Annotated in this window: 13 protein-coding genes and 1 pseudogene; 3 read left to right on the top strand and 11 right to left on the bottom strand. The window is 61.4% G+C overall.

Going from position 1 to position 15,823, the window contains the following annotated elements:
- Positions 1-6: 6 nt before the first annotated feature.
- A pseudogene (locus ACW9IB_RS16110) lies at positions 7-546 on the top strand (TetR/AcrR family transcriptional regulator); the annotation flags it as partial.
- Here the strand turns inward: ACW9IB_RS16110 and ACW9IB_RS16105 are convergent.
- The 8 genes from ACW9IB_RS16105 to ACW9IB_RS16070 form a co-directional block, all read right to left on the bottom strand.
- Positions 502-1,500, bottom strand: a complete 999-nt coding sequence (locus ACW9IB_RS16105) for a DMT family transporter (RefSeq protein ID WP_457368665.1) — start codon at positions 1,498-1,500, stop codon at positions 502-504. The pseudogene ACW9IB_RS16110 and the gene ACW9IB_RS16105 overlap by 45 nt on opposite strands.
- Positions 1,497-2,195 carry an ABC transporter permease gene (locus ACW9IB_RS16100; RefSeq protein ID WP_457414461.1) on the bottom strand — a complete coding sequence of 233 codons (699 nt, stop codon included), beginning with the start codon at positions 2,193-2,195 and terminating at the stop codon, positions 1,497-1,499. The genes ACW9IB_RS16105 and ACW9IB_RS16100 overlap by 4 nt, the downstream gene beginning before the upstream one ends.
- Positions 2,196-2,214: 19 nt before the next feature.
- Entirely contained in the window at positions 2,215-2,919 is a 705-nt protein-coding gene (locus ACW9IB_RS16095) for an ABC transporter permease (RefSeq protein ID WP_457368684.1), read from the bottom strand.
- Positions 2,919-3,773: a transporter substrate-binding domain-containing protein gene (locus ACW9IB_RS16090; RefSeq protein ID WP_457368664.1), complete on the bottom strand. Its 855-nt coding sequence runs from the start codon at positions 3,771-3,773 to the stop codon at positions 2,919-2,921. Before ACW9IB_RS16090 ends, ACW9IB_RS16095 begins: the two co-directional genes overlap by 1 nt.
- Positions 3,774-3,798: 25 nt before the next feature.
- Positions 3,799-5,793 carry an aminotransferase class I/II-fold pyridoxal phosphate-dependent enzyme gene (locus tag ACW9IB_RS16085; protein WP_457368663.1) on the bottom strand — a complete coding sequence of 665 codons (1,995 nt, stop codon included), beginning with the start codon at positions 5,791-5,793 and terminating at the stop codon, positions 3,799-3,801.
- Between the two features lie 322 nt (positions 5,794-6,115).
- On the bottom strand, positions 6,116-7,105 hold the full coding sequence (locus tag ACW9IB_RS16080) for a hypothetical protein (RefSeq protein WP_457414425.1): 990 nt from the start codon (positions 7,103-7,105) through the stop codon (positions 6,116-6,118).
- Between the two features lie 31 nt (positions 7,106-7,136).
- Positions 7,137-7,892 carry a CDP-diacylglycerol diphosphatase gene (locus ACW9IB_RS16075; protein ID WP_457414423.1) on the bottom strand — a complete coding sequence of 252 codons (756 nt, stop codon included), beginning with the start codon at positions 7,890-7,892 and terminating at the stop codon, positions 7,137-7,139.
- 63 nt (positions 7,893-7,955) lie between these two features.
- The gene (locus ACW9IB_RS16070) at positions 7,956-8,939 is read right to left on the bottom strand and encodes an aldo/keto reductase (protein ID WP_457368660.1); all 984 of its coding nucleotides are present in this window, start codon (positions 8,937-8,939) and stop codon (positions 7,956-7,958) included.
- A gap of 112 nt (positions 8,940-9,051) precedes the next feature.
- On the opposite strand from ACW9IB_RS16070, the gene ACW9IB_RS16065 reads away from it, so the two are divergent.
- Positions 9,052-9,978 (top strand): LysR family transcriptional regulator, encoded by a 927-nt coding sequence (locus ACW9IB_RS16065; RefSeq protein WP_457414422.1) that lies wholly within the window; start codon positions 9,052-9,054, stop codon positions 9,976-9,978.
- Between the two features lie 228 nt (positions 9,979-10,206).
- Complete coding sequence (locus tag ACW9IB_RS16060; RefSeq protein WP_457414421.1) at positions 10,207-14,691, top strand: glycosyltransferase family 32 protein; 4,485 nt, start codon at positions 10,207-10,209, stop codon at positions 14,689-14,691.
- 54 nt (positions 14,692-14,745) lie between these two features.
- Here the strand turns inward: ACW9IB_RS16060 and ACW9IB_RS16055 are convergent, their stop codons facing one another.
- From ACW9IB_RS16055 to ACW9IB_RS16045, 3 genes are all read right to left on the bottom strand, one after another.
- A complete protein-coding gene (locus ACW9IB_RS16055) occupies positions 14,746-14,892 on the bottom strand; it encodes a hypothetical protein (RefSeq protein WP_457414419.1) in 147 nt (48 codons plus the stop codon).
- 11 nt (positions 14,893-14,903) lie between these two features.
- Positions 14,904-15,080: a hypothetical protein gene (locus ACW9IB_RS16050; protein WP_457368655.1), complete on the bottom strand. Its 177-nt coding sequence runs from the start codon at positions 15,078-15,080 to the stop codon at positions 14,904-14,906.
- A gap of 69 nt (positions 15,081-15,149) precedes the next feature.
- Positions 15,150-15,695 (bottom strand): hypothetical protein, encoded by a 546-nt coding sequence (locus ACW9IB_RS16045; protein WP_457368654.1) that lies wholly within the window; start codon positions 15,693-15,695, stop codon positions 15,150-15,152.
- Positions 15,696-15,823: the final 128 nt, after the last annotated feature.

Here is a 15,823-nt window from a genome sequence, read left to right as displayed (position 1 = left end):
CTTTCCGTGACCGCCGACCCTCCCAAACTGCGCCGTGCCGACCCCGACGAACGCCGGGACCTGCTGATTGCCGCCACCCTCACCAGCCTGGCCCGGGACGGGCACGCGGGGATTTCCGTGCGGCGTATCGCGGCCGAGGCCGGGGTGTCGGTGGGTTTGCTCAACCACCATTTCGGCAGCATCGATGCACTCATCGCCGAGACCTACCACAAGCTGGCCAACGAGCTGACCAGCGCCCTCTGGGAGCAGGTGGAACAGGCCGAGGGCGCTGCCGCGCGCCTGGACGCGTTTCTCAGCGCATCGTTTTCACCCCGGGTCATGGACCCCGACCTGCTGGGCGTGTGGGTCGTGTTCTGGAGCCTGATCCGCCACTCGCCCCACGTTAACCAGTCCCACGAAAACAGCTACCGCGCCTACCTGGCGCTGATCCAGCAACTGCTGGACGACCTGGCCCGCAGCGAAAACCTGGTGATCCACGACAGCCACCTGGCCGCCATCGGCCTATCGGCGATGCTCGACGGGCTCTGGCTCGAGGGGTGCCTCAACCCCGGCACCTTCAGCCCCGCCAACGGGTTGCACATCTGTCGCTGCTGGGTACAGGGGCTGCGTCACGGAGCATTCGGCGCCGACCACGTCCTGTGATTCAGGGTGGCGTGCGCTGAGCATGGCCAGGGTGCCGCTGACGGCGATCAGCACTGCGCCGACGATCAGCGAGCTGTCCATCGACGTGCCCCAGACCAGGCTCGACAACAGAAAAGCCCAGATCAACCCGGTGTACTCGAACGGCGCGAGCAAGGTGGCCGTGGCCCGACGGAAGCTGGCGAACAACAGGAACTGGCCGATGCCGCCGACCAGGCCGGCCGCGAGCATACCCAGCCAGGACGGGATCGGCGCCGGGGTGTGGGTCCAGGGCAAGGTCACCGCCATGCAAATCACGAACACCACGTTAGTGATCAGCATCTGCTCCAGCACCGAGGTACTCGGGTCGACCTGACGCAGTTGGATATACGTAAAGGCCCAGCACAATGCGGCAGCCAGAGTCAGGGCGATGGGCAGCGGGTCGAGCAGATGGCTGGGCCGACAGGCGATCACCACGCCGACGAAGCCGATGATCAGCGACACCCACTGGCCACGGCTGGCGCGCTCCTTGAGGATCAGCGCGGCGAGCAAGGTGACCATGATCGGCGCGGAGAAATACAAGGTGGTCATTTCCGCCAGGGTCAGGTCCCGGGCGGCGGTGTAGTACAACAGCCAGGCCAGCAACGACAGCAACCCGCGCACGATCAGCAGTCGCCGGCTGAGCGAGGTCCAGGCGCGGCGCAACAGGCCCATGCGCCCGGCCACGACACACGCGGCGACCACCACCAGGCTGCGCCAGAACAGAATGGTGAACACCGAATAATCGGCCACCAGCCACTTGATCACCGCGTCCTGCAACGCCAGGAACAGGTACGCCAGGGAACACAGGGCAATCCCTTGCAACGAGCGGTCCTGGTTCATCCGGCCGACCTGCGCAGCGGCGTACCGCGCCGTTCGGCGATGGCGTAGACGCCTTCGATGAGGAAGGTCAGACACAGGTAGACACCCGCCACCAACAGCAATGGCTGGTAGACCTGCAAGGTCTGCGCCCGCACCACGTTGGCCGCGCCCAACAAGTCGACCACGGCAATGGTCGAGGCCAGGGCGGTGGATTTGAGCAGCATCACGGTTTCACCGGCCAGGGTCGGCAACAGCAGACGCATGGCCCGTGGCAGGCGCACGCGCAACAGCGCCTGACGGGGCTTCATGCCGAACGCCGCAGCAGCTTCCATCTCGCCCTTGGGCACCGCCAGCAACCCACCGCGAATCACCTCGCCCACGTAGGCGCCCACCGACAGCACCAGGGCAAATACGATGTACCAGTAGCCATCGCGCAGGTACGGCCACAGGAAACTGCCGCGAATCATCGGGAACTGGGCGAACAGGCTGCCCAGGCCGTAATAGAAGATATAGATCTGGATCAGCAGCGGCGTACCCCGCAACACGCTGGTGTACGCCAGCGCGCCACGGGCCAGCCACTTGCGCCGTGACAAACGGGCCAACGCCACCAGCACTGCCAGCACGAACCCCAGCACCGCCGAAATCAGCAGCAGTGACAAGGTAGTCTGCAACCCTTTGGCGATCAGTCCCGCGTAATAGCTGATCCATTCAGGCATCCACTCAGGCATGGGCCCCTCACTCGACAACCGGCATCCAGCGACGAATGCGTCGCTCCAGGCGCCCGGACAGGTAGTTGGAAGCCAGCGTCACCAGGTAATACAAGGCGGCGGCCGTGAGGTAGAACAACAGGTACTGGCGGGTCGAGCCCGCCGCCTGCTTGGCGGTGTACAGCAACTCGTTGGTGCCGACCACGCTGATCAGGGCGCTGTCCTTGATCAGGTTGATCCACAGGTTGGACATGCCGGCCAGGGCATACGGCGCCATGATCGGCAGCGTCACCCGGCGGAACAGGCCAACGCCGCTCAAGCCGAAGGCTCGCGCCGCTTCAATCTGCCCGTGGGGAATCGCCAGGATCGCCGCGCGGAAGATCTCCGACGCATAGGCGCCCTGCACCAACCCGAGCACCAGCACCGCCACCAACGGACCGCTGATGTTGACCTGGGCGAACCCCAGCCACAGCATCAGCGCGTTCAGGCCCATGGAGCCGGCGTAGTACAGCAGCAGGATCATCAGCAGTTCCGGCACCGCGCGAAACACTGTGGTATAGCCGCGCATCAGCAGTGCGATCGGGCGTGGCGCACCCAGTTTGGCGCACGCCACCACCAGGCCGATCAGCAAGCCCACCGCAAACGACCCGGCGGAGATTTGCAGGGTCATCCCTAACCCTTTGAGTAACGCGTGGCCCCACCCTTGCTCGTCGAAACTGAGGAGTTCGAACATCATTCGGTCTTCTGGGCGACTTGCTGGTACGGGCTGTCACAGGTCTTGCTGACGAACGCCGGGGTGTCGGTGCGCTTGCACGGGCTGACCGACAGGCCGAAATAATGCTGGGACAGGTCGTCATAGTCCTTGCTCACCAGCAGTTCGCCGATGGCTTTGTCGAGCCGCGCCTTGAGGGCGGTGTCTTCCTTGCGCAGGCCGGCGCCGACGCCACGGCCGATGATCGGGTCGTAGGGCACGCTGGCGATATGCGCCAGGCCGCTGGCCTCCGGGGTCTTGACCATCATGGCGATGGCGGTGTCGTCGGCCATCATGTAGTCGATGCGCCCGGCGATCAGGTCGGCGTTGGCCGACTCCTGGGTGTCGTAGTACTTGAGGTCGGCGATGTTCTCGTAATACTTCTTCAGGTAATTGGCGCTGACGGTGGAAATCTGCACCCCGATCAGCTTGCCCTTGAGACCCGCCGGGGAAATTTCCACTTCGCTGCCCTTGGGACCGGCCACCCCCAACAGAGAGTCGTAGTAGGCGCGGCTGAAGGCGATCTGTTTTTCACGCTCGTCGGTGACCGACATCGACGAGAAAATCACGTCGATCTTCTTGGCCAGCAGTGAGGGAATGATGCCGTCCCAGGCCACTTCCTTGATCTGGCATTCGGCTTTCATGCCCTCACACAACTTGTGGATCAGGTCCACCTCAAAGCCGGACCATTGACCGTTGCCGCCTTTCACGGTGAACGGTGGGTAGGGTTCGGCCGCGACGGCGAACACGATGGGTTTTTCCGCGGCCTGGAGGAAACCGGCGGCCACCATCAACACTGCACTGCTCAACCACGTTGCCATGCGTTTGGATTTCATGATTTTGCCCCGTCTTTTTATGGAGTTAGCGAGTTTGATGCGCGTTGACGAACTGTCGGCAACGTTCACTGCGAGGGTCGATGAACACCGCATCCGGTGAACCGGTTTCCTCGATCATGCCTTGGTGCAGAAAAGCGACTTTGGAGGACACATCCCGGGCGAAGGCCATTTCATGGGTGACCAGGATCATGGTGCGGCCTTCTTCGGCCAGGGAGCGGATGACACGCAGCACTTCGCCCACCAGTTCCGGGTCGAGGGCCGAGGTGGGTTCGTCGAACAGCATGACTTTGGGGCGCATGGCCAGTGCACGGGCAATCGCCACGCGCTGCTGTTGGCCACCGGACAGAAACGCCGGGTATTCATTGCGCTTGGCGGCCAACCCGACACGGTCAAGCAGGCTTTCGGCACGCTCGATGGCTTCGGCACGGCTTTCGCGCAGCACCTGGGTGGGCGCCTCGATGAGGTTTTCCAGCACGGTGCGATGCGGCCACAGGTTGAAGTTCTGGAACACCATGCCCAGGGTGGAGCGGATACGCACCAGTTGCGCGGCGTCGGCCACCAGCGGCGCGCCGGGGCGGTCGTAATTGAGCTTGATGCTCTCGCCGTCCACCCGAATGCTGCCCTGATCAGGGATTTCGAGCATGTTGATGCAGCGCAGCAGCGTACTTTTGCCGGAGCCACTGGCACCGATCAGCGAGATCACATCGCCTTCGTGGGCCGTGAGGGAAATGCCCTTGAGCACTTCGATATTGCCGAAGCGTTTATGCAGGTCGATGACTTCGATCATCTTGCGGGCCTGGGCCGGTGCCGCCACTTCAATCTTCGGTGCAGCGGCGATACGCGGTTCGGTCGCAAGCCTGGCCACGAACTGTGCGATACGCCGGCAGGCTTCAGCCAGACGCTCCTCACCCAGGGTGAACGACAATCGCACAAAGCCCTGGGCCGGTTCGCCGAACGCGGCGGCGTCCAGTACCGACACCCCGGCTTCGCGAAACAGCCGCCAGGCGAAATCCAGCGAACTCAACCCCGTGCCACGTACGTCCACCAGCACAAACATGCCCGCCTGCGGTGCCTGCACGCGGATCCCCGGGCACTGGCCGAGGCCGGCCACCACCAGGTCACGCCGACGACGATAGAGCTCGCGCATGCCCACCGTCACTTCGTCGTGAGCCAGCACGGCAGCCGTCGCCGCTTCCATCACAAACCCGGGCAGCCCGTAAAGCATGCTCAATACCAGGGTTTCGGCATGGGCGACCATCGCCGGTTGGGCCACGATCCAGCCGATGCGCCAGCCGGTCATGGCGTGGGACTTGGACAGGCTGCCAATCACCACGCAACGCTCGGCCATGCCCGGCAAGGCCGCGAGACTGTGGTACTGGCCGTCGAACACCAGGCTTTCGTAGACCTCGTCCACCACCACCCACAGGTCATGGGCGATGGCCAGGTCGGCAATGGCTTGCAGCTCCTGCGGGTCGAGCACCACACCGGTGGGATTGTTCGGGTTGGAGAAGAAGATCGCCCGGGTACGCGGGGTGATCGCCGCCGCGAGCGCTGGTGCATCGAGGCGAAAACCCGACTCCGGTGAACACGGCACCCTCACCAGGCTCGCACCGCTGGCCTTGAGCGTGGCCTCGTAAGTCACATACATCGGGTCGAGCACCAGCACTTCATCGCCGGCCTGCAACAGGCACAGGGAACTGATGAACAAGGCGTTCTGCGCACCCGGCACGATGATCACGTTTTCAGCGTTCAGCGGGCGCGCCAGGGTCTGGCTGTAGCGCGCGGCGACGGCCTCGCGCAGTGCCGCGCGGCCAGGAATTTCGGTGTAGTGGGTATCACCGGTGCGCAACGCGCCGACGGCGACATCGGTGATGAACGATGGCGTGGCGAAATCCGGGTCGCCAACGCTGAGGATGATCACGTCTTCGCCTTGGCTGGCAGCGTGGAACGCGGCGTGGTGGATGTCCCAGGCGGCTACGCCCTGCCCTGCAATTCGTTCGACGAAGGGGGAAAACCGCATGCCAGAGCCTCTCGTTCAAGAAGAAAAAGCGCGAACCCGCCTGCATGCAAACGGGTGGATGCGGTCAACATAGTTGAAACTGAACAGTCGTTCAATGGATAAATTTGAGCGGATGTCGTTTATCGAGCAAAGAGGTCGTGAATGAAATTTACCGGGCATACGCGGTTTAAATGTGGGAGCGGGCTTGCTCGCGAATGCGGAGTGTCAATCACTGAATATGCTGACTGACCCAACGCATTCGCGGGCAAGCCCGCTCCCACAGGGATTGGCAGTGGCTGGAAAAGCGCGATAGCCTCGACGCGGTGCCGGATCGTACAGACGATCAGCGCGCCTTCAAACCGATGGTGCCGGCCGCCTGGTCATACAGCACCGCGTTGTCGAAATACGTCAGCAACCCGGCATTGATGCCGTGAAAGTTGCGCGGGCCCTGGGCGCTGATATAGCGCACATAGCGCCCGCCACTGTTGTCCACCTTGAAGTGCTGGCCCAACTGGCTACCGTCGGCCATGGCCAGGCTGAAGTGCGCCGGCGTGCCCACCGGCCAGTTGGTCTGCAAGGCATCGGCGTAAATATGAAAACCCGCAGCGCCGGTGTCGAGAATGCTGTTGGCGCACACCTGCTCACGGGTATCCAGGCGTTGCAGGCAACCTTGCACGCCATGGTCCTTCCAGTACGGGCCGGCATCACCCGGCTTCACGGCAAAGCGTTGCAGGCTGATGTTTCTGAAGCCCCGGGTTTCAGCCGCGGTCGGGTTGATGATCAATTGCCCGGTGCTCTGCCCTGGCCGTGGCAGCAGCACCAGCCAGCGGCCACCCATGGCTACCAGCGGGTTGGTGGCGGACGCGCGCAGCATGCCCACGCCCATGATTGCCTTGAAGCCTTCGCCCCGTTCGGGGCGGCCACCCATCAGGAAGTCCCTGGCGGCCACCGTGGACGCCGGGCACTTCGGGCGTGCCTCGCTGCAACCGATGCTGTCCACCAACTGCATCGGCACCCGTGCCGAGGCATTGCCCAGGCTGACCCGTGCCAGCGCCAGCTTGCCACCCAGGCGCACGCCACTGCCGTACTGGATCGTTGCGGGAGTGTCCTGTGCGACGACGTCCTGGGGTTTGAGCACTCCCGGCAGCACGCGCAACCCCACCGAGCCGGTGTCGAACTGGGTCTCCACCGATGTGTCGCCGATTTTCAGCGTCACGCTGTAGCGCAAGTCACCATTGGCCATGGTCGCACTGTGGATCGGGACGACTTCGCGAGTGGCGGCCTGAACGGCACCGGCGAGCAGCAACAGGGAAAGCAGTACAGTCGAGCGCATGGAAGGATATCCCAGTCAGAAAGGGAAAAAGTTACAACTGACTCATCAGGTCGCAGCGATAGTCCTGCAACTCGCCGGCCGAGCCCAGGTTCAGGTCGGTGAGGTCCAGGTGGGTGGTGAGCAACACGAAATTGCCGTCGGCGCGCGGCGCCATCAGCAGCCCGTAATGGCTGATCGAGTCATTCCGGGCCGCCGCATAGTCGCGCAGCAGCGCCAGCGGGTCGAGCACCTCGGCATCCGCCGCCGAGAACATGCGTGCACTGTAGGTGTGCCCCTTCAGCTCGGTGGGCAGCACCTGCCATTGTTCGCTCAGGCCTTTGGTTTGCTGAGTGAGGCTCATGTAAACGTCCGGGCGCAGACAGGCGATGTGCACGTGCAACTGGTTCTGTGAACGGCCATAGCGTGAGTTGATTGCCACTGATACGAACTGATCGGCGATCGGTTTTTTCAGGCCTTCGGACAACACCCGCCGATGCTTCCAGGCCTGGGCGAAGTAATGCGGCAGCAACTGGCGACTAAGGGCTACGTCTTCGATACCGGTGACTTTGTCCACGGGAATCAGCAGGTCATGCAAGGGGCCGTTGCGGTCCTTGAACAGTGTGTAGCCACGGTCCAGATCCACCGACAGGCAAGGGGCGGGATTGTGCTGCCGTTGCTGGTTGGGCACGCATTGCTGGCTGACGATCTGCCACAGGGCATCGGGGTTGCCCCGCCATTTCCAGGCCCCCAGCACCACCAGCCCACAGAGCAAACCACCAGCGATCGTGAATACGGTACCGCGCTTCATGCAAAAACCTCGACGTACAGGGATATCGTTCTTTATTTGGCTGCCGACATCCCTGTCGAAGAGTTAACGCTTGGCGGGGGCCATAAATTCCGGGCCGATGGGATCTTTTATCGTGCTGGCCAGAATACGGTCGATGTGGCCCAGGTCATCGGCGGTCAGTTGCCAGCCGAAAGCATCTTCATAGCCTCTCAATTGCTCGGGGCGGCGGGCACCCCACAGCGCAACCGTCGGCCCCTGGTCCAGCACCCAACGCAGCGCCAGGGCGAGCACGGTTTTGCCGTGGCATTCGCGGGCATACACGTCCAGCGCCGCCACGGCCGCCAGGTACTGCTCGAAGCGCGGCGCCTTGAATTTCGGATCGAGCTTGCGCACGTCATCGCCGGAAAAACTGGTGGCCGAATGCATGCTGCCGGTCAGCAGGCCCCGGCACAGCGAACCGTAGGCCAGCACCACCAGGGAGTGCTGTTTGGCGTAAGGCAGGATATCGCTGTCGATGGCGCGCTCGAACAGGTTGTACGGCGGCTGCACCGTCGCCAGGGTCGTGTGTTGACTGAACGCGTCCATCTGCGACGGCGAGTAGTTGCTCACACCCACCGCCAGGATCTTGCCTTCGCGGCGCAAACACTCCAGTTCGTAGGCCGTCTCTTCCTGCGTCACCAACGGGTCGGGCCAGTGGATCTGATAAAGGTCGATGTAGTCGGTTTCCAGGCGCACCAGCGAATCTTCGATTTCCTTGCGGATGCGCTGGGCAGTCGCGTTGCGGCGGGTAGTGCCGTCGTCCCATTGCAAACCGGCCTTGGTAGCGATCACCGCGGTGTGGCGGATGCCACGCAGGGCCTTGCCGATCAATTCTTCGGACAAGCCGAAACCATAGACCGGCGCCGTGTCGATCAAGTTGATGCCGCTGGCCAGGGCGTGGCGGATGGTCTTGATGGACAGTTCATTGTCCGAGCCGCCCCACAGACGGCCACCCATGGCCCAAGTCCCCAGGGCGATCCGTGAAACGGCTTTTTCGATACCGGGGATCTTGAGGGTTTCGATACTCATAAAAAATCACTCTGCCCATAGCAATACTTTGAAAAGCAATTACTCTAGGTCATCCCTGGTTGAATAGGGCTCAACGCCGCATACAACCGAATTCTCCTAAAAGAGTCTTGAAATGGCCGCTTTTAACCGCTCCGAACTGGCCGATCTCAATGTGTTCATGGCCGTCATCCGCCGTCGCAGTTTTCGCCACGCCGCCCATGAGCTGGGGGTCACCACTTCGGCGCTGAGCCACACCATGCGTAACCTCGAAACCCGCCTGGGGGTGAAGTTGCTGTACCGCACCAGTCGGGCGGTGGAACCCACCGATGCGGGTACCCTGCTCGCGGAAAAACTTACCCAGGGCTTCGCCACGATCCAGGACGGCCTCGACACTCTGGAGCTGTATCGCGAAGCCCCCATTGGCCGCCTGCGTCTGAACGTGCCACGGGATGCGGCGGTGCTACTGTTTTCGCCGATCCTCGGCGATTTCTGCGCCGCGTATCCGCAACTGCGCCTGGACCTGATCGTCCAGGACCAGATGATCGACATCATCGCCGAGGGCTATGACGCGGGGATCCGCTATGGGGCGACCGTGCCCCAGGACATGGTCGCCGTGCCACTCACCGGCGAGCTGCGCTGGATCATGGTCGCCTCCCCCGCCTACCTGGCGCACCATGGCACACCGCAGGAGCCCGCCGACCTGTTGCAGCACTCCTGCATCCGCATGTACCTGGGCGACAGGACCACCTACAAATGGGAGCTGGGCAACGGCCCGCGCCAGCAGCGTCTGGATGTGCCTGGCCATTTCAGCGCAGCCGACACCGAAACCATCGTCAATGCCGCACTGCAGGGCGTGGGTGTCGCCTATGTGCTGTCCAACCGCGTGGAGCAGGAACTCAAGGACGGCCGCCTGCACGAAGTCTTGCCCGACTGGGCCAGCATGGGTGAGCCGCTGTACATGTACTACCCGAGTCGCCGGCAATCGCAGCCGGGCCTGCGGCACTTGATCGATATGATCCGTCTGAAAACCATTGGCTCGCAGTTGATCGAAACGCATTGAACCCGCACCGCGCGGCGGCTCTCAAACCTGCATGACCCACCACTGGGGTGGTGCATGGCGTGAGCACCCAGCCGATGCTGGCCTGGTACGAACGACGCTCATCCTAGAAATAGCAACACAAAAACCGCACAACGCCGGGAATCATCAGGGGTTCAGGTGACACACAGACTCTGTCGCGGGGTAACCAGCGCCTCAGGTACAGACCTGTCAATCACATGATGAGAAACCATGATGATCACTTTCACCCAAACGCCTCGGCTTGATCCATTCTCCACCGCCCCCGTTTCCCCAGCCCTGACACGACAACGCCGTGAGGCGGATGAGCCCGCCGACAGCCAGGAACAGCTGCCCACTACGCGAGAGGAAAGTGACAGCGAGCTGGCGGCGCTCTATCGCCATACGCTGGCCAAAACCAACGGTCATACTTCACACGATTTCAACCTCTCGCTGTACCCCGTCCCGGCCGGCTCAACCTTTGGGCAATGGTGGAACCAACTGGCGCTGGCGTTTCAGTCCCCCGATGTCGTGCAGTGGATGGAAAACCGGGGGATCAAGCGCAACTCGATCACCCTCAACCCCACGTCCGGCCAGATTTCCTTCAGCCTCAAAGCGGATCCCGGCAACGTCATTCACACATTGAGAGGCGACGATCCTGAGTGGTCTGCCGTCAACGGCCCGATTCTGGAGGCGGGTCGTGTCATCGTCTCCGGTCACGGTTTCGCAACGTTCTCCCCGCCTTCGCTTACGACCGCGCGAAGTGCGCCCTTTGGACTGGTAAATCGCTTTTACAAAGAGCCGACGCTGCTGTCCCGCGAGCAAATACAGCAGCGCGTGGATGAGCTGGCACGGGACAAAACTTTCATCGAATTGGAGCCCGAGTTTTTTTCGGGCCTGCATGCCAGTCGTAGCGAAGCGAAGCTTGAGGAGCAACAGGCATTGCTGGGTGATATCGGCAACCGCTACCAGGCGGCGAACGATCTGCGACATCTGGCAGGACTGGTTCGTGAAGGCTCGCGCGATACGTTAGAGATCAATCGCGAGCTGAAGTCGCTTGTGCTGTATATGGATCCGGCGGGCACTTACGTCCCTGAAGATGGAGGCCGGTGGAACAGCGTCAGCCTGCTGCAGTTCATCAAGGATCACGGTTGGAGCGTCCCCACCGACCTTGAGCAACTCGACAACCTGGCCGCCGCCCTCTCGACTCCGCTTCCCAAGGCGGCGGTTCATGGCAATTACGGGGGTGCCCTGGCCTGGCCCGAGCCGCTGGATGCCGTCAGCGAAGGGCAATTAAGGGCGGACATCCAGGGCAAGCTGGACGGGATCGACCTCACCCCGTTCGACAGCGTCCTGCATTACCTGTCGGACGGCGAGCAGATATCCGCCGAAATCGCTGCGGATCCCCGGCGGTTGATCGACACGCTGATCGAGTCGCGCAAAGGCCAGGCGCTGGGCAAGGCGATTCAGGATCGATTCGAGGCCCGTTCGGTCAAGGGCAGTGCCAACGACTGGCTGCTGGCGACCTTGAACCTTCAGCTCGCCGCACCGAACGACGGACAAACCCGTATTGCCGGGTACACCTTGCTGTCGGCTCAGAACGCAGGCAAAAACGCAGCCACCGTGTTGAAGGAGTTGACGGAGGTGTTGGCCAAGGCCGGCAAGGGTTTATCTCTCGAGTTGGCGTCGGCTCAGGCCACGTTGTTGCTGTCCAGCCGCGCGCCGGCGTTTCTGGTGCGTGACATTCCACAGGATCTGGTGCCGGGTACCCACAGTTGGGTGAGTTTCACCACGGCGGTAGCGCGTATCGAAGCCCAGGCCCCGGGGGCGACGGCGACCATGAGCTATGCACAGGTCATGCTGCACGCCAGCATCGCGCCGGTTTCGCAAGAGGACGCGCGCATCGAGTTCGCAGCCCATACCGCCGCACTCAAGGACTGGGCCGTTGCCAATGGCGGCCCGTACCCCGTTACCGAGGCCGAGATGGCTGACGTACGCAAGGCATTTGCGGCTCAGGTCAACGAGCTGCAAAAGGCCTCGCAAGCCTCCACCGCGGAAATGCCAATTGCCAGGGAGCTGGCTCTGGAACAGCTGAAAAAGGCTCTGCCGGCGCTGGACCCAAAGCACCTTGAAGATAAATGCATCAGCGTCAGCCCTGCCAACCGGTACTTCCCCGGGCCCTACTCGATACTGGATTTATACCTCGACGGTCGAGGCATCCCAAAAGCACCGGACTCCGCCGATAACTGGGGGGAAACAGGTCGAGCCCTCATCAATGCAGCCACATACGGCATCGTCGATTTACCATCCGACGGCAGGCCGGGCACCTGGGTCTCTTCGTCGACGGCATTCGACATCGCCGATGTCCTGCAAAAACTCACACTGTTGCCCCACCTGCCCAGCGCCTTCGAGGGAGCCTTCTCGGAGTATGCCGGTGCGATCAAGACCGCCACTGCCGCGCAGATAAAATACCTGGTGTCGAAGCTGCCCCTGGCGGACCGGCAGAATTTCGAGTTCGGCAAAGTCACCATCGCCAGGGAAAACTATTACGAATGGGGCGGCAAGAAACCTTCGACTGAAGGTCGTGTGCAGGTCAAGATCGAGCGCGACGGCCAGATATTCAATTACCAGATCGACCGTGTACAAGGCAAAATCACCCCGCGCCCCGATCTCGGCGACTTCAAGACGGGCGAGCCCTATTACAAAGAGACACGCCCTTTCAACGAGTTCAAGGTCATCACGCCCGAGGGGAACTACCCCGCCGGATTGATGGACGAGACCCCGGGTGCCAGCGGCACCCCAGACAGCTTCGGCAGTGCGCGAACCGCTTACCTGGCCGATGCGATCCTCAAGGACATGGACATTCCCGCTGTCAAAAAGGCCGTCAAAGGCGTGACCACCTTTGATACGGAGGTGCCAACCCACGGAAAAGTCGCAGCGTTTGCCCTGAACCTCATTCCGTTCCGCTCAGCAATCGTCAATTTCCAGAATGGCAATACTCGCCAGGGATTTGGAGATTTGTTCTGGGATGTATTCGGCTTCCTGGTCGGCTTCGGTACTGCGCTCAAAGGCGCCAAAGGCGTGGCTCAGGGCGTCTCTGCGCTGACCAAAGTCGGCCAGACGTTCAAGGTCGTCGGGCGCGCCACCGTGACTGCTCTGAACCCGCTGAACGGAGTGGACGTCCTGGCGCGGGGCGTCGGGAACGGCGTGCGCAAGACGTACGGCGCAGCCTACAACGGCATCAAGCAGCTGCGCGGATCATATCGCAACATCAACTTGCTGGAGCTGGCGAAAAAGCCGGACATTGCCGAGGGCACATCCAAGTCGTTAGGCGCGGTCCAGGAAAAACGCGTGTTAGCCAAAACAGACCCGGCAACGGGCCATTGGCATGCCTATGACCCACGCACACGCCAGGCCTATGGCAAATCACTGCAGGATTTCACACTGGTCGGTCGAGTGCCGGGGGGTGCGGGTAGACAGCTGACACCGTGGAAACTTGGGGAAAAAAACTACGTGCTGCCCTTGGATGACATCAAGTTTACGGCCGGTTCGCCACGCCCCTATACGCTGGACTTTCAGGGTAAGGAACGCAGTGTGACCTTCGACAGCTACGCCGGGGCCTGGAAGTCCTCCGATCAAGACTCGCTGTATTTCTGGAGGAGCCGCAAGGGCAAATGGCAAGGTGGCACCTTCACCGAATTCAAAAGCGCGAAGAAAGTCGATGCGCAGCAGTTAAAGCTTGTCGAGGTATCGCCGCCGACAATCATCGGTATCCCCAAGGATGCCAAGCCCCTGCCCAAACATATCCACTATTTCTGGGCGGGCAACGACATACCGCCGTCGCTGGTCAAGAACATGGCCAACAACGGCTCGAAGACGCCGGGGTACAGCTCGATCCTGCATGTGGACGCTGACAGCCCGGCGATTTTTCAGAATATAAAAAACACCCTCGAAACTCAGGCGCCTGGGCTGACGGTGCTCAATCTGCATGACGACGACTTTTTCAAACAGCTCAAAAGCACAGACATGTACAACTACTTCCGACAGGGCCAAGGCAAAAACCTCGCGGCCGCGTCGGATGTGGCGCGCTATCCCTTGATGAACAAATATGGCGGGTTCTATCTGGACACCGATGACGTGATTCAATCCAACATCGGCGGTGCTTCATTCAACGCGGGCTCCCGCGACATTCTGGTCAACCGCCCGGTGGGTCATCAGGTGTCTGACTACAAACTGTTCTACAACACCAGTAACTTTGCGACACAACCCGGCAATCCGGTGCTCGGCGACATGATTACGGAGATGAACAAACGCTTTACCGCCAATAAACCCTACCTCGAGAAAAACCGCCCCACCGTCGCGAAAGACGCCAACGGCCACATCCAGTACACGCCGGAGTTTCGTGCCTATGAGCAGAAAATCTTCGAAACCGTAGGCCCGACGCTGTTCGATGAAATCCTGCGCACCAAGAGACCGGACATGTACGACTTGGGTTTCGACGGGCTCACCCGGCAAATGGAGTTTGTTGGAGGACAACCCGTTGCGAAGGGCCCCATCGTCAACGTGGAAAAAGATATCCGTGAGTACTTCGCAAGACAGGGCATTGCACCGCCTGACTTGCTGAATAAGCAGATAGCGGCCATGAAGGAACATTACCAGCCGTTACTTCGACGCTGGCACGTCCAGATTGGCGCCGAACATTCCTGGATCAATACCTGACGTTAGGAGGTCAGTCGCCTGAAAGCGGTTTTTCAGGCGGCTATTCCCGTGGGCTCAATCCTGATTCTCGGTGTTCCCCAAATCCGCCGCATCATCCAGATCATTGAGCGGCACTTCCGCATCATCCATCAGCGACCCGGGGTCTTCATTGCCCGGGTCGTTGAGTTCTTCCTCGAGTTCTTCATCAAGTGCATCTGACATGACCGTCTCCTCTAACCGCCCTGGGTGTCGATATCCGCATCGGTTTCAGGCTTGGGCTCGCGCTCGGGCTTGAAGTCTGGACTGTAGTCGTTTTCCTTGGCCTTGGGGTCTTTGGCCGTTGGATCCTGGCTCAGCGCCGGGTCCTTGGGGGCATCGGCGCCGGTGGCGGGTTGCTTGGGTGTGCTCATGGGTTACCTCTCGGAAATCTCGCCTGCTTAACGTTAAGGTCACGCGCCGGGCGCTGAAGTTCCCCTGGTTTAAGACCCCGGGTTGTCTACCTGAATGTAGAACGCGTAGATCCCCAGCAATAGCCAGAACACCATGAACAACCATGGCGCGCGCATGGAGAACAGCAGCGACTTGCGATAACCCTTGTGGGATGACTCGGTTTCGCAGAACAGCGGCGACTCGTCGTAGGCCAGGCCCATGACCGGCTCGCTACGCAGCAGTTCGCTTTGCTTGTAATGCCAGTGGTCGATGATTTCGTAGGCTGCGCGAATGCCCGGCCAGGCGTTCAACGAACTGAGGATGCCCAACGCCACCAGAAACACCGGCACCACCAGGGTGAACAACTTGCCCCATTCCGGGTTGAGGTTGCCCATGCCGGAGACGAAGGCGATCACCAGGAACGACTGGGCCGTGAGGTAGGCGTCGGTACGGTTGGCCAGGATGCTGGTCTCGTACTGGATTTCTCGCCGATAGAAGTCCAGACGGTCCTTGGGCGAGCCGAAAATCTTGGCGTTGTGTTCACTGTGGTCGGTCAGCGCGGCTTCGGGGGTCTGGGGCGAGATGATTCTGGGCACGTCGATGCTCCACACGGGGTCGGGTGAAGTTAGAAAAAAAGGGCCTGGGGGAAGTTCAAGTTTGTTCGCGCACCAAACGAGGGCATGCAGTGCACTGTAGTGAGCGGGCTTGTCCCGCGCTGGAGTGC

This window comes from Pseudomonas sp. SDO524_S393 (genome assembly GCF_054071875.1).
This window is presented reverse-complemented; position numbering and strand designations above follow the sequence as displayed.

What these genes read in the sequence shown, in the direction of transcription:
- ACW9IB_RS16065 (WP_457414422.1), top strand. Translation starts at nt 9,052, where the DNA reads ATGGCCGCTTTTAACCGCTCCGAACTGGCCGATCTCAATGTGTTCATG.
- ACW9IB_RS16100 (WP_457414461.1), bottom strand. Translation starts at nt 2,195, where the DNA reads ATGCCTGAATGGATCAGCTATTACGCGGGACTGATCGCCAAAGGGTTG.
- ACW9IB_RS16060 (WP_457414421.1), top strand. Translation starts at nt 10,207, where the DNA reads ATGATGATCACTTTCACCCAAACGCCTCGGCTTGATCCATTCTCCACC.
- ACW9IB_RS16075 (WP_457414423.1), bottom strand. Translation starts at nt 7,892, where the DNA reads ATGAAGCGCGGTACCGTATTCACGATCGCTGGTGGTTTGCTCTGTGGG.
- ACW9IB_RS16105 (WP_457368665.1), bottom strand. Translation starts at nt 1,500, where the DNA reads ATGAACCAGGACCGCTCGTTGCAAGGGATTGCCCTGTGTTCCCTGGCG.
- ACW9IB_RS16055 (WP_457414419.1), bottom strand. Translation starts at nt 14,892, where the DNA reads ATGTCAGATGCACTTGATGAAGAACTCGAGGAAGAACTCAACGACCCG.
- ACW9IB_RS16090 (WP_457368664.1), bottom strand. Translation starts at nt 3,773, where the DNA reads ATGAAATCCAAACGCATGGCAACGTGGTTGAGCAGTGCAGTGTTGATG.
- ACW9IB_RS16095 (WP_457368684.1), bottom strand. Translation starts at nt 2,919, where the DNA reads ATGTTCGAACTCCTCAGTTTCGACGAGCAAGGGTGGGGCCACGCGTTA.
- ACW9IB_RS16080 (WP_457414425.1), bottom strand. Translation starts at nt 7,105, where the DNA reads ATGCGCTCGACTGTACTGCTTTCCCTGTTGCTGCTCGCCGGTGCCGTT.
- ACW9IB_RS16070 (WP_457368660.1), bottom strand. Translation starts at nt 8,939, where the DNA reads ATGAGTATCGAAACCCTCAAGATCCCCGGTATCGAAAAAGCCGTTTCA.
- ACW9IB_RS16050 (WP_457368655.1), bottom strand. Translation starts at nt 15,080, where the DNA reads ATGAGCACACCCAAGCAACCCGCCACCGGCGCCGATGCCCCCAAGGAC.
- ACW9IB_RS16085 (WP_457368663.1), bottom strand. Translation starts at nt 5,793, where the DNA reads ATGCGGTTTTCCCCCTTCGTCGAACGAATTGCAGGGCAGGGCGTAGCC.